Origin of the sequence: Streptomyces sp. NPDC042638 (genome assembly GCF_040647235.1) — a bacterium.
Classification (GTDB): Bacteria; Actinomycetota; Actinomycetes; order Streptomycetales; family Streptomycetaceae; genus Streptomyces; species Streptomyces rameus.
Window position 1 is genome coordinate 15,632 of record NZ_JBEZBT010000042.1, and the last position, 24,504, is coordinate 40,135.

Below are 24,504 nucleotides of genomic sequence, written 5' to 3' on the forward strand. Positions count from 1 at the left end.
GTCCGGGTCTTCCGGGTCAGGCCGGGTGCCCGGCGTTCACACGCCGCGGCCCATGAGGACATCGTCGACATAGGCGCCGTCGAGGTGGAACTCCCCGGGCAGCACGCCCTCGACGGCGAACCCCTCGGACTCGTACAGCTTGCGGGCCGGGGTGTTGTGGCCGAGCACCCGCAGGGTGAGGCGCCGCGCGCCGCGCCGGCGCGCTTCCGTCACGGCGGCCCGGATCAGCGCCCGCCCGACGCCCCGCCCGCGCGCCTCCTCGGCGACGACGAAGCCCTGGATCGCCAGGACGTGCGCGTTCGAGGCGAGCGGGGTCGGGCGGGCGATGCGGACGTAGCCGAGGAGGCGCCCGCCGGCCACGGCGACCAGGTACTCCTCGGGGCCGTGCCGTTCGTCGAAGAAGGGCCCGTACGGCGGCTCGGGCTCGGGCGTCACCGCGTGCAGGGTGGACCAGGTGGCGCGGTCGAGGAGGGCCAGTTCCCCGTCGTCCTCGGGGCGGGCGTGGCGTATGAGCGGCTCGGGCATGACGGTCACCTTACGGCGGACGGCCCGGGCGTCCCAGCGGGTTTCCGACCGGCCGTACCGGCATGCTGGAGACCATGGAACGTTCACGTATCGCGGTGGCCGGCGCGTCCGGTCTCATCGGCAGCGCTCTGGTGCGGTCCCTGGCCGCCGACGGGCACGAGGTGGTGCGCCTCGTGCGCCATGCGCCCCGGGGCGCGGACGAGGTCCACTGGGACCCCGGGCGGCAGTACGTCGACGCCGCCGGGCTGGCCGGGTGTGACGTGGTGGTCAACCTGGCGGGGGCCGGGGTGGGCGACCGGCGCTGGACACCGGAGTACAAGCGGCTGCTGCGGGACAGCCGGGTGCTGGGCACGACCGCGCTCGCCGAGGCGGCGGCCTCGCTGCCCCGGCCGCCGCGGGCGTTCCTGAACGGCAGCGCGATCGGCTTCTACGGCGAGACCGGCGACCGGGTGACGGACGAGGACGCGCCGCCGGGCGACGGCTTCCTGTCCCGGCTGTGCGTGGAGTGGGAGGAGGCGGCGGCGCCCGTGGCGGAGGCGGGGGTGCGGACGGTGTTCCTGCGCACGGGGCTGGTGGTGGCCCGGGACGGCGGGGCCTGGGGGCGGCTGTTCCCGCTGTTCCGGGCGGGGCTCGGGGGCCGGCTGGGCGACGGGCGGCAGTACTGGTCGTACATCGCGCTGCACGACGAGGTGGCCGCGATCCGGCACCTCATCGACGGGGAGACGCTGTCCGGGCCGTTCAACCTGACGGCCCCGCAGCCGCTGCCGAACCGGGAGATCACGGCGGCGATGGGGCGGGTGCTGCACCGGCCGACGGTGTTCTCGGTGCCCGCCGCGGTACTGCGGACAACGCTCGGGGAGATGGCCGGCGATGTGCTGGGCAGTCAGCGGGTGGTCCCGAAACGGCTGCTGGAGTCGGGGTTCCGGTTCGCCTTTCCGGGCATCGACGAGGCGATCCGCGCGGCGGCGTGAGCCGGATGACAACACCGGCGAACGAAAGTGACCGTATGCGACCTCCATGCGACCGTGCCCTGGCGATGCGCGACTGTTGTTGACCGATGACGGCCCTACCCTCGACCCGAACTCGGGTATCCCCGGGGCCAGTTGGGGGCATCACGTCTCCACCGGCCGCGCAACCACAGGAGGGGCCTCGTGCTTGAGCCCGCGTACCAGGTGGACGTCGTCATCGTGGGAGCCGGAATCGCCGGCCTCTCGGCGGCCCATCGGCTGACCAGCGCAGGAGTCACCACCGCGATCCTGGAGGCCGCCCCGTACGTCGGCGGCCGCATGTCGACGGAGAAGGTCGACGGCTTCCGGCTCGACCGGATCGGACAGCTGCTGTCCACCTCCTACCCCGAACTCCGGCTCACGCCGGGACTGGACGCCCTGACCGTGCGCCGCTTCGCGCCGGGCGTCCTGCTGCACCGCGACGGGCGCACCCAGCGCGCGCTCCCGCCGGCGGTCGGCGGGAGCGCAAGGGGCGCACGGGGCGCACTCCATGTGGTGCGCGCTCTCGCGAGCGCCCCCAGGACTGCGCCGGCCACGCCCGGCCGGGCCGCCGCGCCGGTGGGCGGCGCGGTCGACCAGGCGCGGCTGGGCGCCGCGCTCGGCCGGATCGCGGCGACCCCCGTCGAGCGCGTCCTGGCCCGCCCCGAGATGCCGGCCGCCCAGGCGCTCGCCCAGCGCGGGGTGCCGGCGCGCACCATCGAGGGCTTCCTGCGCCCGCTGCTCGCCGCGCTGCTGTGCGACCCGGAGCTGACCACGTCCAGCCGGTGCGCCGACCTGGCGCTGCGCGCCTTCGCGGGCGGCCGGCTGTGCGTGCCGGAGGGCGGTGCGGAGATGCTGCCGGAGATGCTGGCGCGGGCGCTGCCGCCGGGCACCGTGCACACCGGGGTGCGGGTCACGTCCGTGTCCACGACCTCGGTGACCACCGCCGAGCACGGGGAGATCCGCTGCCGGGCGGTGCTGCTGGCGACCGACGCGCGGGCCGCGGCGGAGCTGCTGCCGGGCCTGCGGGTGCCGGACTTCCATCCGGTGACCGTGGTCCACCACACCACCGACGACCCCGCGGCGGCCTTCGCGACCGGTACCTCGCTGCTGCTGGACGCCGACCGGGGCGGGCCCGTGGCGCACACGGCGGTGGTCAGCAACGTGGACCCGAGCCGGTCGCCGGCCGGCCGGGTGCTGATCTCCTCGACGGTGCTGGGGGCACCGCCGGAGGGGGTCGACACCGCGGTGCGCATCCACCTCTCGCGGCTGTACGGCACCTCGACGCGCCGCTGGGAGACGCTGGCCGTGCACCACACCCCGGAGGCGGTCCCGGCGATGCGCCCGCCCCACGACCTGCGCCGGCCGGTACGGCTGCTGGCGGGCCTGTACGTCTGCGGCGACCACCGGGACACCAGCACCGTCCAGGGCGCGCTGCACTCGGCCCACCGGGCGGCCTCGGCGGTCCTCTCCGACCTGGGCGCGGCGGACTCGCTCCCCGCCGCCGACCCGGCACCGACACTGCCCCGGGCGGCGTGAACGCGCCCCCCGGCCCGTGCCTTTCCCCGGCCGCGGCGGTGGGGGGCGCAGGCACCGGACCGGTCGTGGCCGCCCGCCGTCGCGGCCGACGGCCGTCCGCCCGGTGGCGTGTTTTCATGGTCAGCCCAGTGCCGCGACCTTCTCCCGGTACCCGCGCACCGGTGCCGCGTCCCGGTACGGCTCCAGGCGGCGTTCGAAGTCCCGCACGTACTCCACCGCGCGAGCGCTCCGCATCTCCGCCGCCTGGCCCGCCGCCTCCGCGGCCAGCGCGCACGCCTGGTCGAGTTCGCCGAGGCCGAGCCGGGCGGTGGCGAGGACGATCCGGCAGAACAGGCGGCTGCGGGCGTAGCCGGCCGCCCGCAGCTGCAGGGCGCGCTCGGCGTGCTGCGCGGCGGCCCGGTACTGCTGCAGATCGCGGTGGCAGTGCCCGAACTCGTCGGCGAGCTGCGCCTCGTCGAAGAACGCGGCCCAGTACGGCACGTCGTCCCCGGGCCGGGCCGCGTCGAGCGCGCGCTCGGCCCGGACCAGCGCCGCGGTGCACGCCCGCACCTCGCCCAGGACACCGTGCGCCCGCGCCTCGGAGGCGTGCAGCAGCGCCTGGACGACGGGCGGGGCGCCGGTGCCGACGCCCTGCTGGGCGACCCGCGCCAGCTGCACGGCCTCCCTGCCGTGGCTGAGGTAGACGGCCTGGCGGCTCATCGTGACCAGGACGTAGGAGCCGTACGCCCGGTCGCCGGCCGCCTGGGCGAGCCGCAGGGCCTGGACGAAGTACCGCTGGGCGAGCCCGTGCGCGGCGATGTCGTACGACGTCCAGCCCGCGAGCCGAGTCAGATCGGCGGCGGCGCCGAACAGCCGGCGGCCGGTCTGCTCGTCGTAGCTGCCGCGGAGCATCGGCTCGCACTCGTGCTCCAGGTAGCGCACCAGCGCCTGGCGGGCGTGCCCGCCGCCGAACCGGTCGTCGAGCGTGCGGAACAGCTCGCCGACCGAGCGCAGCGCGGCGATGTCACCGCCGCTGACCCGGTGGCCGCCACGCTCGGCGTGCCCGCGCAGCCGGGGCAGGACCGCCGGCCCCGGATGCGGCTGGGGCCTGACCGCGCCGGGGCGGCCCTGCGGCGGCACCCGGGGCGCCGGCTCGCGGGCCACCCGGTCGTCGGGCTTGCCGATCAGCCAGTCCCGGCTGGGCACGACCAGTCCCGCCGGGGTGAAGGCGATCTTGCGCAGCTCGGCGTGGCTGCCGGAGTCCTTGCGCCACAGCCCGCTGACGATGTCCACGGCCTCCTCCGGGGTGGCCGCGAACTCCAGGCCGGCGTAGACCGGCGCACAGGCGTCCAGGCCGAGGTCCTGGGCGGTGAGCCGACGCCCGAGCCGGCGGGTGAACACCTCGGCGATGAGGGCGGGCGTCGTGCCCCGCGGCTGCTGTCCGCGCAGCCAGCGGGTGACGGACGTCTTGTCGTATCTGAGGTCCAGCCCGTGCTCCAGGCCGAGCTGGTCGACGCGACGGGCCAGACCCGCGTTGGAGAACCCCGCTTCTGCGATGAGCGCGGCGAGCTGGCGGTTGGGGGTGCGCTGCGCGGGTCGGTCCGTCATCTGCGGTGCGGTCTCCTGCCTTCCGGGCCTGGCGAAGTGCCCGGATTGCCTTTGAGCAGCCCTTATGGCCTCACGAACGGCGCGAATGTAGCGGAGAGTGAGCAGACGATCGCACACTTCGACGCGCATTCATCCGATCGTGTGAGGAACGCCCGCAGGGCTGACGTACTCCGGTCGGACGTACAGTGGCGTGGGCGCTTTACGTGCCTGACACACCGGTTCGCTGAGGGAGGCGCTTGCCGTGAGTGAGTTGCGGTTCGTCCGTATGGGGTTCGGTGCGGACGCCGTCGAGTACCAGGAGGCCTGGGACGAGCAGCGCCGGGTGCACGCGGCCCGGTTCGCCGACGAGGTCCCCGACACGGTCATCCTCCTGGAGCACCCGCCGGTGTACACGGCGGGCCGGCGGACCGAGGACAGCGAGCGCCCGCTGGACGGCACCCCGGTCATCGACGTGGACCGCGGCGGCAAGATCACCTGGCACGGCCCGGGCCAGCTGGTGGGCTACCCGATCCAGAAGCTGCCCCGCCCGGTGGACGTGGTCGCGCACGTCCGGCGGCTGGAGGAGGCGATCATCCGCGCCTGCGCCGAGTTCGGCCTGGAGACCACCCGGGTCGAGGGCCGCAGCGGGGTGTGGGTGCTCGGCGACCCGGTCGAGCAGCGGCCGGCACTCGCAGGCCTCTCCCTCGACTTCGATCCCCGGCTGACCGACGAGGAGTTCGACCCCCGCCTCAACGGCCCCGAGTACGCCCCCTCCAACGCCGGCCAGCGGCGCGAGGACCGCAAGATCGCCGCGATCGGCATCCGGGTCGCCAAGGGCGTCACGATGCACGGCTTCGCGCTCAACGTGAACCCGGACAACAAGTGGTTCGACCGGATCATCCCCTGCGGGATCCGGGACGCGGGAGTGGCCTCCCTCGCGGGCGAGCTGGGCCTGGACGTCACGATCGAAGAGGTCCTGCCGGTGCTGGAGAAGCACCTGAGGGACGTCCTGGAGAACGCGGACCCGAGGCCCCGGGTGATCGACAGGGCGTCCGCCTGATCCGCCGGCCGCGACGGGAATGCGCCCTGCGACCGCGAGGTTGGTCTCACCGGCAGGGCGCAATGAGCACGGGCGTACCCTGGTGTACGCCGAAGAATCGAAGTCACAGGGAGCCGGTCGTGTCCGCAGTCGCACCCGACGGACGCAAGATGCTGCGCCTGGAGGTCCGCAACAGCCAGACCCCCATCGAGCGCAAGCCCGAGTGGATCAAGACCCGGGCGAAAATGGGCCCCGAGTACACCAAGATGCAGAACCTCGTGAAGAGCGAGGGCCTGCACACGGTCTGCCAGGAAGCCGGCTGCCCCAACATCTACGAGTGCTGGGAGGACCGCGAGGCGACCTTCCTCATCGGCGGCGACCAGTGCACCCGGCGCTGTGACTTCTGCCAGATCGACACCGGCAAGCCCGAGGCGCTCGACCGCGACGAGCCGCGCCGGGTGGGTGAGTCCGTGGTCACCATGGACCTGAACTACGCCACCATCACCGGCGTCGCCCGCGACGACCTGGAGGACGGCGGCGCCTGGCTGTACGCCGAGACCGTGCGCCAGATCCACGCGCAGACGGCGCAGCGCGAGGGCGGCCGGACCAAGGTGGAGCTGCTGGCTCCCGACTTCAACGCGGTCCCCGAGCAGCTCGCCGAGGTCTTCTCCGCCCGCCCCGAGGTCTTCGCGCACAACGTCGAGACCGTGCCCCGGATCTTCAAGCGCATCCGCCCCGGCTTCCGCTACGAGCGCTCCCTGAAGGTCATCACCGAGGCCCGCGACTTCGGCCTGGTGACCAAGTCCAACCTGATCCTCGGCATGGGCGAGACGCGCGAGGAAGTCAGCGAGGCGCTGCGGCAGCTGCACGACGCGGGCTGCGAGCTGATCACCATCACGCAGTATCTGCGCCCCTCCGTCCGGCACCACCCGGTCGAGCGCTGGGTGAAGCCGCAGGAGTTCGTGGAGCTGAAGGAGGAGGCCGAGCGGATCGGCTTCTCCGGCGTCATGTCCGGCCCGCTGGTCCGGTCGTCGTACCGCGCCGGGCGCCTGTACGGGATGGCGGTCGAACAGCGTCAGTCCGCCGCCGCTCCGCGGCAGGGAGACACCTACGTGGCCGCACAGGCCGTGTGAATTCCCGCACCAGAAACTACCGGCCAGTAATGGCCGATCCGACGCGGTCCTGAGCGTCCTCGCTGATGAGGGCGGTTCTCAGGGCCGCGTCGGCGTTCCGGGGCCGCGCATCAAGGTTTCATCCGCGTTTGACCGGTCGGACACGCCCTGGTAACACCAATCAGTGACTCTAGTGTCACACCCCGTATCTCCATCGCTCCGAGGGGGACCTCGATCATGCAGGCCGCGCCCGTTCGCGCCACCGCCATCCCGTCCTTCACCGACGCGCTCCGCGCCGTCGAGTCCCTGCTGATGAGCGGCGGCCAGCGCACCGCCCGCCGCAACGCCTGGACCTCGGTCCTGGAGGACCGCCGCCGGGCCAAGGACCGGTCCGAGGCCCAGCGGGTCCTCGAACAGGCCGCCACCCGCTCCTGACGCTTCCCCGCCGGCACCGCCGTCGCACCCCTGGCGCCTCCCCCGCGGGGCACTGCCGTCGTCCGGCGCTTCCGGGGGCACGTAGACTTCGTGGCATGGCGAGGAAGGAAACCGCGGCGGACGCCGCGAGCGCAGGGCGACTGAAGCAGATCGCCCTCACGTACAAGATGACCCGCAAGGCCGACAAGACGATCGGCCTTGTACTCGCGGCCGTGGGCATCGGCACCCTCGGTGTCTTCCTCGCGATCGGCTTTCTCATCGGCCACCCGGTCTATCTGGGCCTCTTCGGCCTGCTGATCGCCCTGCTGGCGACGGCGATCGTGTTCGGCCGCCGGGCCGAGCGGGCCGCCTTCGGCCAGATGGAGGGTCAGCCGGGCGCCGCCGCCGCCGTGCTGGACAACATCGGCCGGGGCTGGACGACGACTCCGGCGGTGGCGATGAACCGCAGCCAGGACGTGGTGCACCGGGCGGTCGGCAAGGCGGGCATCGTGCTGGTCGCCGAGGGCAACCCGAACCGGGTCAAGAGCCTGCTGGCCGCCGAGAAGAAGAAGATGAACCGCATCGTCGCGGACGTGCCGGTGCACGATCTGATCGTCGGCGGCGGCGAGGGCCAGGTCGAGCTGAAGAAGCTCCGTACGACCATGCTGAAGCTGCCGCGCGTGCTCACCGGCCCCCAGGTGACGGCCACCACCGACCGGCTGCGGGCCATGGGGGACCTGATGAGCAACATGCCGCTGCCGAAGGGGCCCATGCCCAAGGGCATGAAGCTGCCGAAGGGCGGCCCGCGGGGCCGCTGAGCGGTCCGCACCCTCACCCGGCGAAGCGCCCCTTCGGGGGCGCTTCGGTGTTTTCCGGCCCGTTGACACGCCGCCGAACGGAGTATCCGGCCGGTTATCGGCTCATCGCTCTTAGCCTTCGGGGTGTGACAAAACGCCATATTACGTACTTCGCGTGCACCACGGCCCTCGTCGGTGCGTTCCTCGGCACCACCCCGGCGTCGGCCGCCCACCAGACCCTCGTGGTGCGTCCGGGTGAGTCGATCCAGAAAGCGGTGGACGCCGCCCGCTCCGGCGACACCGTGCTCGTGCTGGCCGGCACCTACCGGGAGAGCGTCACGGTGAAGACGCCCGGAGTGACCCTGCGCGGCGCGGGCCGGGAAACCGTCCTCCAGCCGCCCAGGAGGACCAAGGCCGCACCGCACGGGAAGAAGGGCTCCGTCACCTGCCGCGAGGCAGGCAACGGCATCTGTGTGATCGGCCGGAAGAACAAGGCCCTCGCGAACGTCACCGTCTCCGACCTGCTGGTCACCGGCTTCGCCAAGACGGGCGTGTGGTCCATGGGCACCGACCGGCTGACCGTGGAGCGGGTGACCGCCGACGACAACGGCCAGTGGGGCATCGCCCAGGAGCACTCCACCCGCGGGATGTTCCGGCACGACACGGCCCGGGGCAACGGGGACGCCGGACTGTTCCTCGCCAACAACGTGAAGGCCGAGGAAGGCGCCCGCGACACCAAGGGCACGCAGGTCACCGAGAACCGCCTGGAGGGCAACCGGATCGGCGTCACCGTCCGCCGGCTGCGCAACCTCTCCCTCACGCACAACCACGTGAGCGGCAACTGCGCGGGGGTGTTCGTCGTCGGCGACGAGAACAAGCCGAAGACGGGCGCGCTGACCGTCAGCCACAACCTCGTCGTGCGGAACAACAAGTACTGCCCGAAGACCGCCCGGCTGCCCTACCTCCAGGGCTCGGGCATCGTCCTGACCGGCACGGAGGACGCCCTGGTGACGCGGAACACGGTCACCGGCCACTCCGGCAGGTCCCCGCTGTCGGGCGGCATCGTCCTGTTCAAGAGCTTCGTGGGCGCCACCAGCGAGCGGAACCGGATCACCGGCAACACCCTCGGGAGCAACTCCCCCGCGGACCTCGTCAACCAGGAGGCCGCCAAGCGCGGCAACGCCTTCGACGGCAACTCCTGCCGGGCCTCCAAGCCCTCGGGCCTGTGCTGACCGGACGGCCGTTCCCGACCCACCCAAGGAAGGAAGGCGGCACATGACCGCACCATCCCCCGCCCTCCCGGCTCCGACCGAGCCGGGCGTGCCCCCCTCACCCCTGCCGTCGATGCGGCTGCGCGAGCTGGTGTTCGGGGCCGCCTGCGCCGCCGCCGTCCGTGCCGCCGCCCGGCTCGGCGTCGCCGACGCGCTCGGGGACGCCCCCATGACCGTGGAGAGCCTGGCGAGCGCGGTGCGCGCGGAGCCGAAGCCGCTGCGCCGGCTGCTGCGCACCCTGTCCTGCTACGGCGTCTTCGCCGAGCGGCCCGACGGGACGTTCGCCCACACGGAGATGTCCCGGCTGCTGCGCGAGGACGACCCGAACAGCCTGCGCGACATCTCGCTGTGGTGCACCGAGCCCTGGACCTGGGACGCCTGGCCGCGGCTGGACCAGGCGGTGCGCACCGGCCGCAACGTCGTCGAGGGCCTGTACGGCAAGGAGTTCTTCGCCTACCTGAACGAGGACGCCCCGGAGTCGGCCGACGTCTTCAACCGGGCGATGACGACGTCCAGCGAGCAGTCGGCGCGCGATGTCGCCGCGCTGCTGGACCTGTCCGCCAGCACGTCGGTCGCGGACCTCGGCGGCGGCCAGGGGCACGTGGTGGCCTGCCTGCTGGACAAGTACCCGGCGATGCGGGGCTATCTGCTGGACCTGCCCCGGGTGGTGGACAACGCCCTGCCGCGGCTGCGCGAGGGCGGGGACCTGGCCGACCGGGCGTACATCGTGCCCGGCGACATCCGCGAGGCCGTGCCGGTCGAGGCCGACGTCTACATCATCAAGAACATCCTGGAGTGGGACGACGAGTCCACCGCCCGGCTGCTGCGCAACGTGGTCGAGGCGGGCGGCCCCGGCGCCCGGGTCGTGGTGATCGAGAACCTCGTCGACGACACCCCGTCGATGCGGTTCAGCACCGCCATGGACCTGCTGCTGCTCATGAACGTCGGCGGGGCCAAGCACACCACCGACAGCATGGTCGGCCGGCTCGGCGCGGCGGGCCTGGAGGTCGGCGACGTCCGGCCGGTCAACCCCTACCTGCACGCGTTCGACTGCAAGGTCTCCGGGTGAGCGCAGCCCCCTCGCAGCACACCGGTGCCGGGTCCGCGTCCGACGCGGGCCCGGCACCGGTGGTCCGGACGGGGGATCAGCCGACGGCGTCGCGCTCCCACAGGTAGAAGCGCTGTGCCATGGCGTCCTTCGGGGACCGCCAGGTCTCCGGGTCGTACGCGCTGACGTACGCCGACAGCCGCTCGCTGACGTCCCTGAACTCAGGGTGCGAGGTGACCTTGGCGATGGCCGGCCCGGGCTCGCGCTCGGACTCGATGAGGTGCATGTACACATCGCCGAACTGGAAGAGGCTGCGCCGGACGACCCCGATGAGGTGCGGCAGCTCTCCCCGGTCGGACTCCGCGAACACCTTGGCGATGTCCGTGGCGGAGCCCGGGGCCATGCGGGCGACGATCAGGGCCTGGTGCACGGTCGTCTCCTGTCGTCCGGCTCAGTCGGCCAGGGCCGGGGCGGGCCGGTGGCCGGCTGCCGCCTTCTCGATCTTGTCCCGGATCAGGGCCATCTGGACCTTGGAGTTCTTGTTGATGTTGTCGGTCATCCAGTCGTCGTCGACCGGGGCGTCCGGCTTCATCGCGAAGTCCTGGGTCCAGACCATCCGGGTGCCGGCGGGGACCTCCTCGTAGCGCCAGTGGATGTCCATGTGGGCGAAGGGGCCGGTCTCCACCCGGCGCGCCTTGACGGTGAGGGACTCGCGGTGCGGCTCACGCTCGGAGACCCAGCTCCAGACGGTGCCGTTCTCGTCCGGGTGCATGGTCAGCCGGAACGTCGTCTTCTCGCCCTCCCGCTTGAGGACCTCCACCGAGGCGTACTCGCTGAACAGCTGCGGCCAGCGCTCCAGGTCGTTGGTCATGTCCCAGACCAGGTCCAGCGGGGCGGCGATGGTGATCTCGTTCTGGGTGTGTCCTGCCATCTCAGGCTCCTGCCATCAGGGTGGTGTTGACGAGGTTCAGGAACTGCTGCGGCGTCTTGCAGCGCTCCGCGTCGACCGGCATCGGGGTGCCGTGCGTGTTCTCCAGCTCGCCGACGATGCCGAGCAGGCCCAGCGAGTCGACGCCGAGGACGTCGAAGCCGGTCTCCGGCTTGTCCATGAGCTGCTGTGGGCTGACGGTGACCCCGGCAGCCTTCTTCATCAGTGCGGCGAGCTCTTCCACGGTGATCTGCGGCATGTGCTTTCCTCCTTTGCTGTGCTCACTGCGCGGTGCCGCGTCGCAGCACCAGCGCCGAGTTCGACCCCATGAGTCCGCGGCTGAGGACCAGTGCCGTCCGCAGTTCGGCGACGCGGGCGCGGCCCGTCACGAGGTCGAGTTCGTGGCAGACGTCGAAGACGTTCGGCGTCGGCGGGATCAGGCCGTGCTCCATCGCCAGCACGGCGGCCGCGGTGTCCAGCACGGGGGCCGCGCAGTAGCCGCGGCCGATGCCGGTCTTCGGGGCGGTGACCGGGACCCGGGTGCCGTGCTCGCCGAGGGCGTCGGCGAGCGCCAGGGCCTCGGCGCGGTCCGCCTCCGGCACTCCGAGGGCGTCGGCGAAGACGACGTCGATCTCCTCGGGGGCGCAGTCGGCCTCCCGCAGGGCCTGCCCGATGGCGTGGGCGAGGCCCGCCCGGGAGTCCGCCCAGCGGGAGGCGCCGGTGAAGGTGGCGCCGTGCCCGGCCACGACGGCCCGGATGTCGGCGCCGCGCTCCCGGGCGGCGCCGGCCGCCTCCACGACGAGCATCGCGCCGCCCTCGGACGGCACGAACCCGCAGGCACCTTCCGTGAACGGGCGGTAGGCCCGGGACGGGTCCTCCTCGCGGCTCAGCTCCTCGTAGCCGAGCTGGCAGACCATCGAGTACGGCGCGAGCGGCGCCTCGGTGGAGCCGGCCACGATCACGTCGGTGCCGCGCCGTACCGCCCGTGCCGCGTGGGCGAGGGCGTCCAGGCCGCCGGCCTCGTCGGAGGCCACGACCGAGCAGGGGCCCTTGAAGCCACGGCGGATGGACACCTGGCCGGTGCTCGCGGCGTAGAACCAGGCGATGGACTGGTACGGCCCGACGAACCGGCTGCCCTTGCCCCACAGCTGCTGCAGCTCGCGCTGGCCGAACTCGCCGCCGCCGGAGCCGGCGGCGGTGACCACGCCGATGGAGTACGGCGCGTCGGGGATGCTGCCCTGCCCGAGCCGGGCGTCCTCCAGCGCGAAGTCGGCCGCGGCCATGGCGTAGTGCGTGAACCGGTCGGTCTGGACGAGGAAGCGCTCCTCGATCGTCGCGGCCGGGTCGAAGGCGCGGACCTCACCGGCCACCTTGAGGGGAAGGTGTTCGCAGCCCTCGCGGGTGACCCGGTCGAGGACGCTGAGGCCCTCCTGGGTCGCCTTCCAGAAGGTGTCGGTGCTGGTGCCGTTGGGCGCGACCACCCCGATGCCGGTGACGGCCGCCTGCCGGTCCTTCGGTTCGCTCATCGTGTCCTCACTCCCTCGGCCGGGTCAGGATCACCGCGGACTGGAAGCCGCCGAACCCGCTGCCCACGGACAGCACGCTGGCCAGCTTGCGTTCGCGGGCCACGCGCGGGACGTAGTCCAGATCGCACTCGGGGTCGGGGATCTCGTAGTTCGCGGTCGGCGGTACGACCTGCTTGGCGAGGGCCAGCACACAGGCGACCAGTTCGATGGCGCCGATCGCCCCGAGGGAGTGCCCCACCATGGACTTGATGGAGCTCATCGGGGTGTCGTACGCGTGGTGGCCGAGCGCCCGCTTCACGGCCGCCGTCTCGTGGCGGTCGTTCTGCCGGGTGCCGGAGCCGTGCGCGTTGACGTAGTCGATCGCCGTCGGGTCGAGCCGCGCCTGGTCGAGGGCGGTCTCGACGGCCCGCGCCATCTCCAGGCCCTCCTTGGTCAGGCCGGTCATGTGGTAGGCGTTGCCGAAGGTGGCGTAGCCGCCGAACTCGCAGTACACGTGGGCACCGCGGGCCCGGGCGTGCTCCAGTTCCTCCAGGACGAGCACCGCGCCGCCCTCGCCCATGACGAAGCCGTCACGGTTGTTGTCGAAGGGCCGGGAGGCGTGCGCGGGGTCGTCGTTGTTCGGCGACGTGGCCTTGATCGCGTCGAAGCAGGCCATGGTGATCGGGGATATCGGGGAGTCCGAGGCACCCGCGATGCATATGTCCGCCCGGCCTTCCTGGACGGTGTGGAAGGCGTACCCGACGGCGTCCAGTCCGGAGGTGCAGCCGGTGGAGACGGTCTGTACCGGACCCTGTGCGCCGAAACGTTCCGCCACGGCGGAGGCCACGGTGCTCGGCGAGAACGCCCGGTGCAGCTGCGGCTCCGCCTCGGCGTGATCGACGTCCCACCGCTGCCCGCGGTGGGAGACCAGCACGTAGTCGTGCTCCAGACGGGTGGTGCCGCCGACGGCGGTGCCCAGGGAGACACCGACCCGCCAGGGGTCCTCGCCGGCGAGGTCGAGACCGGAGTCCCGGACCGCCTCCTCACCGGCGACCAGCGCGAACTGTATGTACCGGTCCGCCCGCTGGACCTGCTCGGCGTCCAGGCCGTGCGCGGCGGGGTCGAAGTCGCACTCGGCGGCGATCCGGGACCTCAGGCCGGCCGGGTCGAAGAACGTGATGCCCCGCGTCGCGGTACGGCCTTCGGCGAGCAGGTCCCAGAACGCCGGTACGCCGATCCCGCCCGGGGCGACGACACCTATACCGGTGACCGCCACGCGCCGGCTCATGAGCCGACCTGTTCCCGCTCGGTCGGCTCCGCGGCGACGGCCGCGCAGCCCGTCTCCTCCGTGTCGACGTGGCCGAGGGCCGGCCGCGGGGCCAGCGGACCCAGGTGGAAAACGATCCGCGCCTCCACGTTGCCGGTGTTGCGGAAGCGGTGCCGCATGTTCATGGGGATCATCAGCCCCTGCTCGGGCCGCAGCGGGTGCGGCTCACCGTCCAGGTCCACCTCCAGCTGGCCGCAGACGACGTAGACGAACTCCTCGGAGTACGGGTGGTAGTGCTCAGCGATGCGGTCGCCTGGCCGCACGATGGCCACGCCCATGAAGCCACTGGTGGAGCCCACCGTCGCCGGGGTGAGCATGGCGCGCAGATCGCCGCCGCGCCGGGTGTTGGGCTCGACCTCGCTGAGGTCCACGATCTTCGGAAGGGGTTGGATCACGGCGTTCCTCCGTTGGTGTCTGGGCCGGCCGGGGTCAGGCGTCGGGCGAGCGGCGGTCGGTGACGAGGTCCATGCCGACGGGCTCCCCGTCCAGCAGGGCGCTGAGCTCGGCCTGGCGTACGGGCTCCGGCAGGACGGCGTGGCCGCCCGCGCCGGGGCGTACGTCGACCAGCCGCACGACGACGTCGTCACGGTGGAAGATCGTGCTGCGCAGGACCGGGCTGTCCGGGTCGTCCGCCGCGGCCTCGTCCTGCTGGGCGAGCAGCTCCGCCAGCCGCATGCCGCAGTCGGGCCGGGCCGGGTAGTACAGGGCCTGCCGCTCGCCCCCGGTGAGTTCGTCGGCGGTGACGTGGTGCACGGCGGGCAGCGCCGCCCGGGTGAAGAACACCCGTGCGGACTCCTGGTCGTTGAGGTCCCGCTCCTGCTCCAGGTAGGGGTTGATGGCCTCCTCGACGGCCCGCACCTCGGGCTGCCGGGCGACGTGCCGCAGCGCCGCGAGCAGGTCGCCGCGCACCTCGATGGCCCGCACGACCCGGTTGCCGTGCATGAACAGCGAGGTACGGCACAGCCGGGTGGTCTCGTCGACCTTCGCCTGGGGGGAGGAGTAGTCCGCGAGAATCCGCGCCACCTCCCGCTCGCTGCCCGGCTTGACCGTGAAGGTCAGCGCGTGCCGGATCACGCCGTCGCCGATCCGCGGGGACGTCTGGAGCCGGCGGCGCGACGAGGCGGCGGCCTCCTCGCCGCCGGTCTCGCGGACGATGTGGAAGCGCAGCGACCGGGTGTCCCGGACGCAGGAGTGCAGCGGTTCCACCATCCGCACGTGCTCCTCGCTGTTCACCCAGGTGAGGAACGGCGGGGCGCTCTCCCACTCGCTCGTGATGAGCCACTGGGAGGGGTTCTCGATCGACTGGCACAGCTGGTCGCTGACGTGGCCGGGCACCTGAGCCACCTGGTTGCACAGCTGCTCGTACGCCTCCAGGAACTGCTGCTGGGCGCCGTCGTAGACGTCCACGAGGAGGACGACCCGGAGGCGGGAGCCGTCGAACACGGACTGGGAGACCCGTTTCGACTGGCGCGTCAACTGGTCCGAAAGCTTTTCCGACATGGTGGTCATGCTGCGCACATCTCCTTCACGGTGGCAGAGGCGAACGCCGGCGGCCGAATGACGCGACGTCAGCGCTTCTTGATCCTGTGCCCCTTCCCCCGGTGCGCGCGACTCGCGTGAACCACGCGGGTGATTGCGCACGCGAAAGCTCTCCCAGAGGGCACAGAAACACCAATGCGCCCCACATCCCGACCCCTGCCCCTGGAGCCTTGATGCAGCAGAAAGCCGATCACCAGGTGCCCGTCCTCGTCGTGGGCGGTTCTCTGGTGGGCCTGTCCCTCTCCCTGTTCCTGGGCCGTCTCGGCGTACCGCACATGCTCGTCGAGCGGCATTCCGGGACCTCGATCCACCCGCGTGGCCGCGGCAACAACCTGCGGACGATGGAGTTGTTCCGGGTGGCCGGCATCGAGCCGGACATCAAGGCGGCGGCCTCGCTCCTCGCCGACAACCACGGCATCCTGCAGACCCCCACGCTGGCCGGTGACGCCGGAGAATGGCTGTTCAGGCACATCGACCCGGGCGGCGGACTGGCGAAGTTCAGCCCCACGGCGTGGTGTCTGTGCAGCCAGAACGACCTTGAGCCGGTACTGCTGAACGGGGCCCGCGCGCTCGGCGGCGACCTGCGTTACTTCCACGAGATGGAGTCCTTCTCGCAGGACCCCGAAGGAGTGACGGCGTTCGTCCGCGACCGTGACAGCGACGAGCTGTACACCGTCCGGGCGGACTACCTGGTCGCCTGCGACGGCCCGCGCAGCCCCGTCCGCAACCGGCTCGGCATCGGGCAGAGCGGCCCCGGCGACCTCTTCGCGAACGTGAGCATCACCTTCCGCTCCAAGCTGCTCGCCGAGACCGTGGGCGACCGGCGCTTCATCTGCTGCTACCTCACCAGCCCCGAGGCCGACGGTGCGCTGCTGCCCGTCGACAACAAGGAGCACTGGGTCTTCCACGCCCCCTGGCACCCGGAACACGGCGAGACGCTGGAGGAGTTCACCGAGGAACGGCTCCAGCGGCACATCCGGCTGGCGGTCGGTGTCCCCGACCTGGACATCGAGGTCACCGGCAAGGCGTCGTGGCGTGCCGCGGAGCGCGTCGCCGAGCGGTACACGGCCGGCCGGGTCCTGCTCGCCGGCGACTCCGCGCACGAGATGTCCCCGACCGGCGCCTTCGGCTCGAACACCGGCATCCAGGACGCCCACAACCTGGCCTGGAAGCTGGCCGCCGTCCTCGACGGCTGGGCCGGCCCCGGCCTGCTGGAGACCTACGACACCGAGCGCCGGCCGGTCGCGCTGGCCACCAGCGCCCGCGCCTCGGCCCGCTCCGTGGAGCACAGCCACCCCGGCTTCGCCCCCACTCCGGGCGTCGGCGCCGGGCCGCGCAGCGGCATCCTCCCCGTCGTGCTGTGCTACCGCTATCTGGAGGGCGCCGTCCTGGGTGCCGACCCGGCCCAGCCGGTCGTACCGGACGGAGTACGGCTCACCGGGGATCCGGGCAGCCGGGCCCCGCACCTGTGGCTGCGCCGGGCGGACGAACGGCTGTCCACGATCGACCTCTACGAGCAGTCACTGGTGCTGCTCAGTGACGCGGGGTCGGTCGCGGGCCGGGCCTGGCACGCCGCCGCCCGGCACATCGCCGGCACGGACGGAGTACGGCTGGAGGCGTACCGGATCGGTGCGGGGGCGGACGCCGACCTCGCCTACGACGGGGACGGGCCCACGGGCGGCGGCGACTGGGCGGCGCTCCACGGCACGACGGCCGACGGAGCGGTGCTGGTGCGCCCGGACGGATTCGTCGCCTGGCGCTCCACGGCCGCGGCGGCGGATCCGGAGGCCGAGCTGCGGGAGGTCCTGGCGACGGTCCTGTGCCGGCGCTGAGGGCGAGATGAGCGGGCCGACACCGGGGACGGCGCGCCCGCACCCGCGCTGAGGACGTCACGCACCCACGCACGCGCCGCCGCCGAGGCGGCGCGGCCGGACATGTCACAGGCCACCCGTACCGGGCGGTGCGGGTGGCCTTGTGTGCCGTACGGCGGGTGGCCTTGTGTGCCGTACGGCGGGTGGCCTTGTGTGCCGTACGGGGGACCGTCAGATGCGGACTTCGACCGTCTTCGCGACCCGGTCGTGCAGGCCGCGGCCGTCACGGTCCCAGATCAGGGGCGGAAGGGCGAGGAAGAACAGGACCGTGCGCAGCACGGCGCGCGGCGGGCTGACGCGGCCGGTCTCCAGCGCGACCACCCGCAGCCCGAAGAGGCGCTTGCCCGGGGTGGAGCCCACCGTGCCCAGGGTGAGGACCAGCAGGACGAACAGGACGAGCGGTGCCCAGATCTGCGCCGCGTCGTGGTAGCTGTCCGCGATGAGACCGTATGCGATCAAGAGGCAGAGCCCCCAGTCGACGGCGAGTGCGCCGATCCGCCGTCCGGGGCGTGCGATCGAGTTCGGCCCCTCCTCGGGGAGGCCGAGCCGCTCGCCCCGGTATCCGAAGTCGGCGCCCGCCTCTTCCATGGCCGCGCGCGGCCCGGAGAGCCACGATCCGATTGCCTGCCTGTTGTCCACCCGTCCACGGTACTGCGCCCGGTTTCGGGCACTACGCGCAGGGGTGTGTCGGGGCTACGGTGGACAGGTGGCCGGTTAACTTCTGCGAAACAAACGGGTCACGCCCGAGAAATCACCCGTCCCTAGGGTCGAGACCAGCGTGTGCCACCGCACTGGCCGCACGAACGATCTACCACCCCGGCGTCGACGGTCGGGAGTAGGAGGAGCTGGATGTTCCAGAACGCCGACGAGGCCAAGAAGTTCATCGCGGACGAGGACGTCAAGTTCGTCGACGTCCGTTTCTGCGACCTGCCGGGCGTCATGCAGCACTTCACGGTGCCCGTTGAGGCGTTCGACCCGGACGAGGAGCTGGCCTTCGACGGATCGTCGATCCGTGGTTTCCAGGCCATCCACGAGTCCGACATGGCTCTGCGTGCCGACCTGTCCACCGCGCGTGTGGACCCGTTCCGCCGGGACAAGACCCTCAACATCAACTTCTTCATCCACGACCCGATCACGGGCGAGCAGTACTCCCGTGACCCGCGCAACGTGGCGAAGAAGGCGGAGGCGTACCTGGCGTCGACGGGTATCGCCGACACGGCCTACTTCGGCCCCGAGGCCGAGTTCTACGTCTTCGACAGCGTCCGTTTCGCCACCTCGGCGAACGAGTCCTTCTACCACATCGACTCCGAGGCCGGCGCCTGGAACACCGGCGCCGTGGAGAACAACCGTGGGTACAAGGTCCGCTACAAGGGCGGCTACTTCCCGGTCCCGCCGGTCGACCACTTCGCCGACCTGCGCGCCGAGATCTCCCTGGAGCTGGACAAGCAGGGCCTGAAGGTCGAGCGCCAGCACCACGAGGTGGGCACCGCCGGCCAGGCGGAGATCAACTACAAGTTCAACACCCTGCTCGCCGCCGCCGACGACCTGCAGCTCTTCAAGTACATCGTGAAGAACGTCGCCTGGCGCAACGGCAAGACCGCGACCTTCATGCCGAAGCCGATCTTCGGCGACAACGGCTCGGGCATGCACGTGCACCAGTCGCTGTGGACCAACGGCGACCCGCTGTTCTACGACGAGGCCGGTTACGCGGGCCTGTCGGACACCGCCCGCTACTACATCGGCGGCATCCTCAAGCACGCCCCGTCGCTGCTGGCCTTCACCAACCCGACGGTGAACTCCTACCACCGTCTGGTGCCGGGCTTCGAGGCGCCGATCAACCTGGTGTACTCGCAGCGCAACCGCTCGGCCGCGATGCGTATCCCGATCACCGGCTCGAACCCGAAGGCCAAGCGCGTCGAGTTCCGTGCCCCGGACTCCTCCGGCAACCCGTACCTGGCCTTCTCCGCCCTGCTCCTCGCGGGCCTGGACGGCATCAAGAACAAGATCGAGCCGGCCGAGCCCATCGACAAGGACCTGTACGAGCTGGCTCCCGAGGAGCACGCGAACGTCGCCCAGGTCCCGACCTCGCTGAACGCCGTCCTCGACGCCCTCGAGGCCGACCACGAGTTCCTCCTCCAGGGTGACGTCTTCACGTCCGACCTGATCGAGACGTGGATCGACCTCAAGCGCACCCAGGAAATCGCCCCCCTCCAGCTCCGCCCGCACCCGCACGAGTTCGAGCTGTACTTCGACGTGTGATATCACCCCAGGTCACAGCGGGTAACCGCTCCCCTGGGCCGTCTGTGGGCCGTCGGCCGTGTTCTTCCTTCTCGGGAAGGGCACGGCCGACGGCCTGTTTCCGACCCGGCCGCCGCTTAGACGGTGTCCTACGCAGTGAGGGCTCGCTGAGCCGTGTAGGGGGCGGGGTACGTGGAGTTGGATTGTTCCGGACGGGCTGCGGGAGATCGCGAAGCCGCTGATCCCACCGCCGAAGGTGCGGCCGCAGTGCGGCGGAACGCAGGACACGCCCGATGAGACGCTGCTCGCGGCGATCATCTACGTGCTGGTCAGCGGCTGCGCCTGGCGGGCTCTGCCGCCTAAAAAAGGGGCGAACGCCGCCGCTGGGTCATCGAGCGGACGATGTCCTGGCTGTCCGGCTACCGACGTCCGAGCCCTCGCTACGAGCACGATCCCCGCAACTACCTGGCCTTTCTCGGCCTCGCCGCCGCCCTCTGCTGCTACAGACGACTCGTCCGCCTCACCACGTAGGACACCGCCTTAACGGGCAGGTCCAGCCCAAAGCCGCTACGCCGACCGACTAAACCGCACCGATATATCCCCTAATTAGCTCAATATCCTGTTGATCCTTATGTCGATTGGACCTCATCTTCCAAGCCAGGACCTCAGAGAGGGGGCAGAAAGGGATGCCCTGAATCAACTCCGCCGAATCGATCAGGCCATCAGAATCCTGCGTGCCAGGAAGCCATCGATCGAAGATCTCAATGTGCCCCTCGAACAGCACCACCATCAAGCCGTGACCCGAAGGGGCAGACACAGCCTCAGCTAGGCTCGATGCGATCTTCCAAGCACCGCCTCTGGCTACGACGTCGAGGTCACTTACGCCTTGCCTGAGGCCATGCGCGAGCAGCGGTCCGCTGCCGGCCACAACGTAGTCGGTCGAAGGCAGGTTCAGGGAGAGCAACTCACGGATGAATGGGTGCTGCCTGAGTTCCAAAGGACCTCCTAGAAGACAGGCAGCCCAACCGCAGTACGAGCAGCCATGCTCATGGCCATTGAGGCGCTGACGCTTGCCAGCGTACCGATGAGGAAGTACTTGGATGCGTGGTTGACGTGATCGACTGGAGCCCGAGCCAGTGCCTTGGCTGCCAACACGAGCGCAGCAGCTTCCGGCTTACCGGCAGCGAGGAAGGCGAACAACAGCCCGCGTTCGATGAGACCGATGCTCCGCCCACCACTGCGAATCAGGGCTAGGGCAGAGTCCCGGTTCGTGCCGTTGGGGAGGTTATAGATCTCATCCACCACAGGATCAGTAGTCAATTTAACGAAGGCCCCGCCGCCGAAAACCGCGATGAGCAAGGCAGAAGACATCACGGTCAGCTTGTCACTTAGCAGCAGCTCCCTAACAAGCTTGGAAACCGCTGCCCATCCGATCCACACTCCTGCGAGTGCAGCAAGTCCCACCACAGAGGCTCCTACTCGCTTAGTGGCGTTAACAGCCCCTGCGGTAAGTGGGCTCGTGATCGAGAAGCCCAATGATGGCGTGAGGTGAGACCGAAGCATCAAGGTCGCGCCGAAAGATAACAGGAGAGCGACACCGAGGGCCGCCTCCGCCTTGCGATCATCGAAGTACGGCCCTATGGCGTAACTGCCATACGCGCCAGTGAAGAGGATCGCCCATCCAGGACGGGTTGTGAACCACTTTCGCTCCCAGGACACCACCACTGGTGCCGCGAGACCGAAGAAGACCCGAGCCGTCTCCACAGTTCCCCCAACTCTCCCCGAGAATGGCCGCGTTGACTGGGTTGAGATCTTAGCCAACGTGAGGGAGCACGCCTGTTGCCCAGCGCAGACGGGAACGGGCCACCCGGTGGCGGTGACGTCGTGTAACTTGCAGATCCGGACATGGGCGGGGGGCCTGCTCCAGGTCGGCGGCCGAGGGGAGAGGGTGTGAGCGGGGTGCGGCGGTTCATCGTCGTCATGCTGTTCGACGGGGTCGACCTGCTGGACGTCACCGGGCCGCCGGAGGTGTTCGCCCTGCTGCGGCGGGAGACCGACGACGACACCGGGTACGAGGTGGTCCTGGCCGCCGGGACCATGGACCCCGTCACCACCGCCGCCGGCGTCCGCGTGCTGCCGGACGTCACCTTCGCCCAGGCGTCCCGGAGGGCGATCGACACCCTGCTCGTGCCCGGCTCGGTCGAGGTCGACGAGCAGCGCCGGGTGCACGCCCTGACCGATCCGGCCGTCGTCGGCTGGGTGCGGACCCTCGCCGCCCGGGCCCGGCGCGTCGCCTCCGTCTGCGTGGGCGCCCACCTGCTCGCCGCCGCCGGTCTGCTGGACGGCAGGCGTGCCACCACCCACTGGTCGACCGCGCAGCAGCTCGCCGCCGACCATCCCTCGGTCGAGGTGGACGCCGATCCGATCTTCATCCGCGACGGCGGGGTGTGGACCGGCGCGGGCATCACCGCCTGCCTGGATCTGTCCCTCGCGCTCGTCGCCGAGGACTTCGGGGAGGCCGTCGCGCTGCGGGTCGCCCGTCAGCTCGTCATGTACCTGAAGCGGCCAAGCGGACAGAGCCAGTTCAGCGTGCCCGTCGAGCCCGTCTCCACCACCCGGCGCATGGCCGGGCTGCGCCACTTCGTCACCGAACGCATCGCCGGTCCGCTGACCGTCGCCGACCTGGCCGAGCACGCCCACGTCAGCGAGCGCCAGCTCACCCGGATCTTCAAGACGGAACTCGGGATGACCCCGGCCGCCTACATCGAGGCGGCCCGCGTCGAGGTGGCCCGGAACCGGCTGGAGACCTCGGACGACACCCTGGAACGGGTCGCGTCCGCGTGCGGCTTCGGCACCTCCGACACCCTCATCCGGGCGTTCCGCCGCAAGCTCGGCACCACGCCCACGGAGTACCGCAGCCGATTCCGCCGTTCCGCCTGACCGGCTCCGCCCCCTGTGCAACCTTTCCCGCTTCCCAGACTTCCTATTGTCGGGGGATCATCCCTCCCGGAGCGTGTCGGACGAGAGAGGTTGAACGGGGATGTCGCAACAGGACGACTGGGAGCGCGAGTTCGATCACACCTGGGCGAATTCGGCCGAGCACAAGGAGCCCTCCGCCCGGGCCCGGATGCTCGCCGCCCGCTGGAAGGAGAACCCGCCGGACCCGGCGCCCTTCCGCGCCGACCCGGACCGCACCGCGCCGCGCCGGTCGTCGTGGGTGTCGACGGCCGTGGTCCTCGGCTGCGTGGCCGCCGTGATCGTCCTGCTGGGGTACGCCCAGATGCGTTCCCCTTACTAGTTGCCGGAGCGGTCGCCTCACCAGTCACCAGAGCGGTCGCCCGACGTTCACCGCGGTCCTTCGCAGGGCCGTACATCGCACAAGCGGGAGACACATGCGTCAGGGGAGCGCGGCGGCGCGGCGTCTGGCCGAGGGCGCGGCACTGCGGGAGGTGCTCGACACCGGCGACCCGGCGGCCTGGCTGGAGCTGGACGAGGGCGCGCGGGCGCAGCAGTGCAACTGGGCGCGTACGGACGGCGGTCACGCGCTGCTCGCCGCCCTGGCTGCCGACGGCCCGCTCACCGACGGCCGGCTCGCCCTCGCCCTGTGCCACCGCGACGGCAGGATCCGGCACCGGGCGCTGGGCCGGGTGGCCGGCCGGCCGGAGCTGCTCGCCCTGGTGGCCGTGCGGTGCGCCGACTGGGCGGAGCCGGTGCGGACGCGGGCCCGGGAGCGGCTCACCGAGGCGCTGGACGCGGAGACGGCCACGCGGCTCGCCGCGCTGATCCGGCGCCTCGGCGACCGCCGACGCGGCGACTTCGCCCTCGGCCTGCTCGGCGACGTACTGCGCCGGGCGCCCCGGGAGCGGCTGACCCCGCTGCTCGCCTCCGGTGACCGTGCGGTGCGCCGGCTCGGGTACGGCGTGGCCCTCGAGCGGGGCCTGCTCTCCGCCGTCGAACTGGCCCGCGCCGCCGCCCGGGACGACGACACCGTCGTACGGGCGCAGTGCGCGGACGCCGCGCTCGCCGCCGTGCGCGAGGACGACGCGCCGGGGGTGCTGGACGCCCTGCTCGGCGCCCGTGGCCCGCATGCCCGGTCGGCGGGCGTGACCGCGCTGCGGCGGCTGGGCCGGCCGGACCGGGCCGTGGCTTTCCTCGCCGACCGTTCGGCGCTGGTGCGGGCCTGCGCCCGGTACGTCCTGCGGCAGCACGGGACCGATCCGCTGCCCTGGTACCGGGCGCGCTGCGCCGACCCTGCGGACCCGGCGCTGCCGCCCGGTGCCGCGATCGGGCTCGCGGAGTGCGGTCGGCGTGCGGACGCCGCCCTGCTGTGGCCGTTGCTGGACCATCCGGCGCCCGGGGTGCGGGCGCGGGCGGTGGCCGGGCTGCGGACCCTGGACGTCGGGGACGTCCCCCGGATGCGGCGGCTGCTGGACGACCCGGCGCCCGGTGTGGTCCGCGAGGCCACGCTCGCCCTGCTGCCGTCGGCCGGCGCGCTGCCGGCGCAGTGGCTCCTGCGGCGGCTGGACCCGGCACGGCCCCGGTGGGAGCGGCTGTCGGCGTGGCGGCTGCTGGACGCGCACGGGGAGGCCGTACGGCTGCGGGCGGCCGTGGCACTGCTCGGCGATCCCGACGAACGGCTGCGCAAGCGGGCGGTACCGGTGGTGCGCGGCGCGCTGCCGCGGGGGGTGCTCAGCGGGCCGGACCCGGCGGTCGCGGAACTGCTCGGCCCGGGCCGCGCCCCGCTGGGCTGATCGACAGCGGCCGGCCGGCGGTGCGGCGGCGGAGCGGCGGCGTCGCGT

General features: G+C 71.8%; 25 protein-coding genes and 1 pseudogene. 14 read left to right on the top strand and 12 right to left on the bottom strand.

Features of this window, described 5'->3' with window-relative positions; all coding sequences use genetic code 11:
• Positions 1–36 precede the first annotated feature (36 nt).
• The gene (locus AB0B40_RS27690; RefSeq protein WP_345059608.1) at positions 37–525 is read right to left on the bottom strand and encodes a GNAT family N-acetyltransferase; all 489 of its coding nucleotides are present in this window, start codon (positions 523–525) and stop codon (positions 37–39) included.
• Positions 526–599: 74 nt separating this feature from the next.
• On the opposite strand from AB0B40_RS27690, the gene AB0B40_RS27695 reads away from it, so the two are divergent.
• Together AB0B40_RS27695 and AB0B40_RS27700 are read left to right on the top strand one after the other, a co-directional pair.
• Positions 600–1,496, top strand: a complete 897-nt coding sequence (locus AB0B40_RS27695) for a TIGR01777 family oxidoreductase (protein WP_345059610.1) — start codon at positions 600–602, stop codon at positions 1,494–1,496.
• A 180-nt stretch (positions 1,497–1,676) separates the two neighbouring features.
• Positions 1,677–3,050, top strand: coding sequence for an NAD(P)/FAD-dependent oxidoreductase (locus tag AB0B40_RS27700; protein WP_362266146.1), 1,374 nt, complete (start codon positions 1,677–1,679; stop codon positions 3,048–3,050).
• 120 nt (positions 3,051–3,170) lie between these two features.
• Here AB0B40_RS27700 and AB0B40_RS27705 read toward each other — a convergent pair whose 3' ends face one another.
• The gene (locus AB0B40_RS27705; RefSeq protein WP_345046814.1) at positions 3,171–4,637 is read right to left on the bottom strand and encodes a regulator; all 1,467 of its coding nucleotides are present in this window, start codon (positions 4,635–4,637) and stop codon (positions 3,171–3,173) included.
• Between the two features lie 241 nt (positions 4,638–4,878).
• Here AB0B40_RS27705 and lipB point away from each other — a divergent pair, with 241 nt between their 5' ends.
• The 6 genes from lipB to AB0B40_RS27735 all read left to right on the top strand — a co-directional run bounded on the left by lipB (position 4,879) and on the right by AB0B40_RS27735 (position 10,318).
• Complete coding sequence (lipB, locus tag AB0B40_RS27710; protein ID WP_362266148.1) at positions 4,879–5,676, top strand: lipoyl(octanoyl) transferase LipB; 798 nt, start codon at positions 4,879–4,881, stop codon at positions 5,674–5,676.
• 119 nt (positions 5,677–5,795) lie between these two features.
• On the top strand, positions 5,796–6,788 hold the full coding sequence (gene lipA, locus AB0B40_RS27715) for a lipoyl synthase (protein WP_345046816.1): 993 nt from the start codon (positions 5,796–5,798) through the stop codon (positions 6,786–6,788).
• Between the two features lie 216 nt (positions 6,789–7,004).
• A complete protein-coding gene (locus AB0B40_RS27720; RefSeq protein ID WP_345046818.1) occupies positions 7,005–7,202 on the top strand; it encodes a hypothetical protein in 198 nt (65 codons plus the stop codon).
• Positions 7,203–7,297: 95 nt separating this feature from the next.
• Positions 7,298–7,999 (top strand): DUF4191 domain-containing protein, encoded by a 702-nt coding sequence (locus AB0B40_RS27725; protein ID WP_345046819.1) that lies wholly within the window; start codon positions 7,298–7,300, stop codon positions 7,997–7,999.
• Positions 8,000–8,124: 125 nt separating this feature from the next.
• Positions 8,125–9,210 (top strand): right-handed parallel beta-helix repeat-containing protein, encoded by a 1,086-nt coding sequence (locus AB0B40_RS27730; RefSeq protein WP_345046820.1) that lies wholly within the window; start codon positions 8,125–8,127, stop codon positions 9,208–9,210.
• 112 nt (positions 9,211–9,322) lie between these two features.
• A complete protein-coding gene (locus AB0B40_RS27735) occupies positions 9,323–10,318 on the top strand; it encodes a methyltransferase (protein WP_345047011.1) in 996 nt (331 codons plus the stop codon).
• Between the two features lie 76 nt (positions 10,319–10,394).
• Here AB0B40_RS27735 and AB0B40_RS27740 read toward each other — a convergent pair whose 3' ends face one another.
• Genes AB0B40_RS27740 through AB0B40_RS27770 form a run of 7 tightly spaced genes read right to left on the bottom strand, consistent with a single transcriptional unit; the run spans position 10,395 to position 15,566 of the window.
• Positions 10,395–10,727, bottom strand: a complete 333-nt coding sequence (locus AB0B40_RS27740; RefSeq protein ID WP_345046822.1) for a TcmI family type II polyketide cyclase — start codon at positions 10,725–10,727, stop codon at positions 10,395–10,397.
• Between the two features lie 21 nt (positions 10,728–10,748).
• Positions 10,749–11,228 (bottom strand): SRPBCC family protein, encoded by a 480-nt coding sequence (locus tag AB0B40_RS27745; RefSeq protein ID WP_345046823.1) that lies wholly within the window; start codon positions 11,226–11,228, stop codon positions 10,749–10,751.
• A gap of 1 nt (position 11,229) precedes the next feature.
• A complete protein-coding gene (locus AB0B40_RS27750; protein WP_184961141.1) occupies positions 11,230–11,484 on the bottom strand; it encodes an acyl carrier protein in 255 nt (84 codons plus the stop codon).
• A 22-nt stretch (positions 11,485–11,506) separates the two neighbouring features.
• The gene (locus AB0B40_RS27755) at positions 11,507–12,751 is read right to left on the bottom strand and encodes a ketosynthase chain-length factor (RefSeq protein WP_345046826.1); all 1,245 of its coding nucleotides are present in this window, start codon (positions 12,749–12,751) and stop codon (positions 11,507–11,509) included.
• A 7-nt stretch (positions 12,752–12,758) separates the two neighbouring features.
• Entirely contained in the window at positions 12,759–14,018 is a 1,260-nt protein-coding gene (locus tag AB0B40_RS27760; protein ID WP_345046827.1) for a beta-ketoacyl-[acyl-carrier-protein] synthase family protein, read from the bottom strand.
• Positions 14,015–14,452: a cupin domain-containing protein gene (locus AB0B40_RS27765; RefSeq protein ID WP_345046828.1), complete on the bottom strand. Its 438-nt coding sequence runs from the start codon at positions 14,450–14,452 to the stop codon at positions 14,015–14,017. The genes AB0B40_RS27760 and AB0B40_RS27765 overlap by 4 nt, the downstream gene beginning before the upstream one ends.
• Positions 14,453–14,486: 34 nt before the next feature.
• Positions 14,487–15,566, bottom strand: coding sequence for a SchA/CurD-like domain-containing protein (locus AB0B40_RS27770; protein ID WP_362266153.1), 1,080 nt, complete (start codon positions 15,564–15,566; stop codon positions 14,487–14,489).
• A 203-nt stretch (positions 15,567–15,769) separates the two neighbouring features.
• On the opposite strand from AB0B40_RS27770, the gene AB0B40_RS27775 reads away from it, so the two are divergent.
• Complete coding sequence (locus AB0B40_RS27775) at positions 15,770–17,428, top strand: FAD-dependent monooxygenase (RefSeq protein WP_362266154.1); 1,659 nt, start codon at positions 15,770–15,772, stop codon at positions 17,426–17,428.
• A gap of 210 nt (positions 17,429–17,638) precedes the next feature.
• Here AB0B40_RS27775 and AB0B40_RS27780 read toward each other — a convergent pair whose 3' ends face one another.
• A complete protein-coding gene (locus AB0B40_RS27780) occupies positions 17,639–18,106 on the bottom strand; it encodes an RDD family protein (protein ID WP_345046833.1) in 468 nt (155 codons plus the stop codon).
• A gap of 210 nt (positions 18,107–18,316) precedes the next feature.
• Here AB0B40_RS27780 and glnA point away from each other — a divergent pair, with 210 nt between their 5' ends.
• Positions 18,317–19,726 (top strand): type I glutamate--ammonia ligase, encoded by a 1,410-nt coding sequence (gene glnA / locus AB0B40_RS27785; RefSeq protein ID WP_345046834.1) that lies wholly within the window; start codon positions 18,317–18,319, stop codon positions 19,724–19,726.
• 181 nt (positions 19,727–19,907) lie between these two features.
• A pseudogene (locus AB0B40_RS27790) lies at positions 19,908–20,236 on the top strand (transposase).
• A 49-nt stretch (positions 20,237–20,285) separates the two neighbouring features.
• On the opposite strand, the gene AB0B40_RS27795 reads toward AB0B40_RS27790, so the two are convergent.
• The gene (locus AB0B40_RS27795) at positions 20,286–20,702 is read right to left on the bottom strand and encodes a hypothetical protein (protein WP_345046836.1); all 417 of its coding nucleotides are present in this window, start codon (positions 20,700–20,702) and stop codon (positions 20,286–20,288) included.
• 8 nt (positions 20,703–20,710) lie between these two features.
• Complete coding sequence (locus AB0B40_RS27800) at positions 20,711–21,169, bottom strand: hypothetical protein (protein ID WP_345046838.1); 459 nt, start codon at positions 21,167–21,169, stop codon at positions 20,711–20,713.
• Between the two features lie 486 nt (positions 21,170–21,655).
• Between AB0B40_RS27800 and AB0B40_RS27805 the strand changes: the two genes are divergently transcribed.
• The 3 genes from AB0B40_RS27805 (at position 21,656) to AB0B40_RS27815 (ending at position 24,456) form a co-directional block, all read left to right on the top strand.
• Complete coding sequence (locus AB0B40_RS27805; RefSeq protein ID WP_345046839.1) at positions 21,656–22,645, top strand: helix-turn-helix domain-containing protein; 990 nt, start codon at positions 21,656–21,658, stop codon at positions 22,643–22,645.
• Positions 22,646–22,745: 100 nt separating this feature from the next.
• Entirely contained in the window at positions 22,746–23,003 is a 258-nt protein-coding gene (locus AB0B40_RS27810) for a hypothetical protein (RefSeq protein ID WP_345046841.1), read from the top strand.
• Positions 23,004–23,097: 94 nt separating this feature from the next.
• Entirely contained in the window at positions 23,098–24,456 is a 1,359-nt protein-coding gene (locus AB0B40_RS27815; RefSeq protein ID WP_362266158.1) for a hypothetical protein, read from the top strand.
• Positions 24,457–24,504: the final 48 nt, after the last annotated feature.

What these genes read in the sequence shown, in the direction of transcription:
- AB0B40_RS27690 (WP_345059608.1), bottom strand. Translation starts at nt 525, where the DNA reads ATGCCCGAGCCGCTCATACGCCACGCCCGCCCCGAGGACGACGGGGAA.
- AB0B40_RS27695 (WP_345059610.1), top strand. Translation starts at nt 600, where the DNA reads ATGGAACGTTCACGTATCGCGGTGGCCGGCGCGTCCGGTCTCATCGGC.
- AB0B40_RS27705 (WP_345046814.1), bottom strand. Translation starts at nt 4,637, where the DNA reads ATGACGGACCGACCCGCGCAGCGCACCCCCAACCGCCAGCTCGCCGCG.
- AB0B40_RS27720 (WP_345046818.1), top strand. Translation starts at nt 7,005, where the DNA reads ATGCAGGCCGCGCCCGTTCGCGCCACCGCCATCCCGTCCTTCACCGAC.
- AB0B40_RS27725 (WP_345046819.1), top strand. Translation starts at nt 7,298, where the DNA reads ATGGCGAGGAAGGAAACCGCGGCGGACGCCGCGAGCGCAGGGCGACTG.
- AB0B40_RS27735 (WP_345047011.1), top strand. Translation starts at nt 9,323, where the DNA reads ATGCGGCTGCGCGAGCTGGTGTTCGGGGCCGCCTGCGCCGCCGCCGTC.
- AB0B40_RS27745 (WP_345046823.1), bottom strand. Translation starts at nt 11,228, where the DNA reads ATGGCAGGACACACCCAGAACGAGATCACCATCGCCGCCCCGCTGGAC.
- AB0B40_RS27750 (WP_184961141.1), bottom strand. Translation starts at nt 11,484, where the DNA reads ATGCCGCAGATCACCGTGGAAGAGCTCGCCGCACTGATGAAGAAGGCT.
- AB0B40_RS27755 (WP_345046826.1), bottom strand. Translation starts at nt 12,751, where the DNA reads ATGAGCGAACCGAAGGACCGGCAGGCGGCCGTCACCGGCATCGGGGTG.
- AB0B40_RS27760 (WP_345046827.1), bottom strand. Translation starts at nt 14,018, where the DNA reads ATGAGCCGGCGCGTGGCGGTCACCGGTATAGGTGTCGTCGCCCCGGGC.
- AB0B40_RS27770 (WP_362266153.1), bottom strand. Translation starts at nt 15,566, where the DNA reads ATGACCACCATGTCGGAAAAGCTTTCGGACCAGTTGACGCGCCAGTCG.
- AB0B40_RS27775 (WP_362266154.1), top strand. Translation starts at nt 15,770, where the DNA reads ATGCAGCAGAAAGCCGATCACCAGGTGCCCGTCCTCGTCGTGGGCGGT.
- glnA (WP_345046834.1), top strand. Translation starts at nt 18,317, where the DNA reads ATGTTCCAGAACGCCGACGAGGCCAAGAAGTTCATCGCGGACGAGGAC.
- AB0B40_RS27810 (WP_345046841.1), top strand. Translation starts at nt 22,746, where the DNA reads ATGTCGCAACAGGACGACTGGGAGCGCGAGTTCGATCACACCTGGGCG.
- AB0B40_RS27815 (WP_362266158.1), top strand. Translation starts at nt 23,098, where the DNA reads ATGCGTCAGGGGAGCGCGGCGGCGCGGCGTCTGGCCGAGGGCGCGGCA.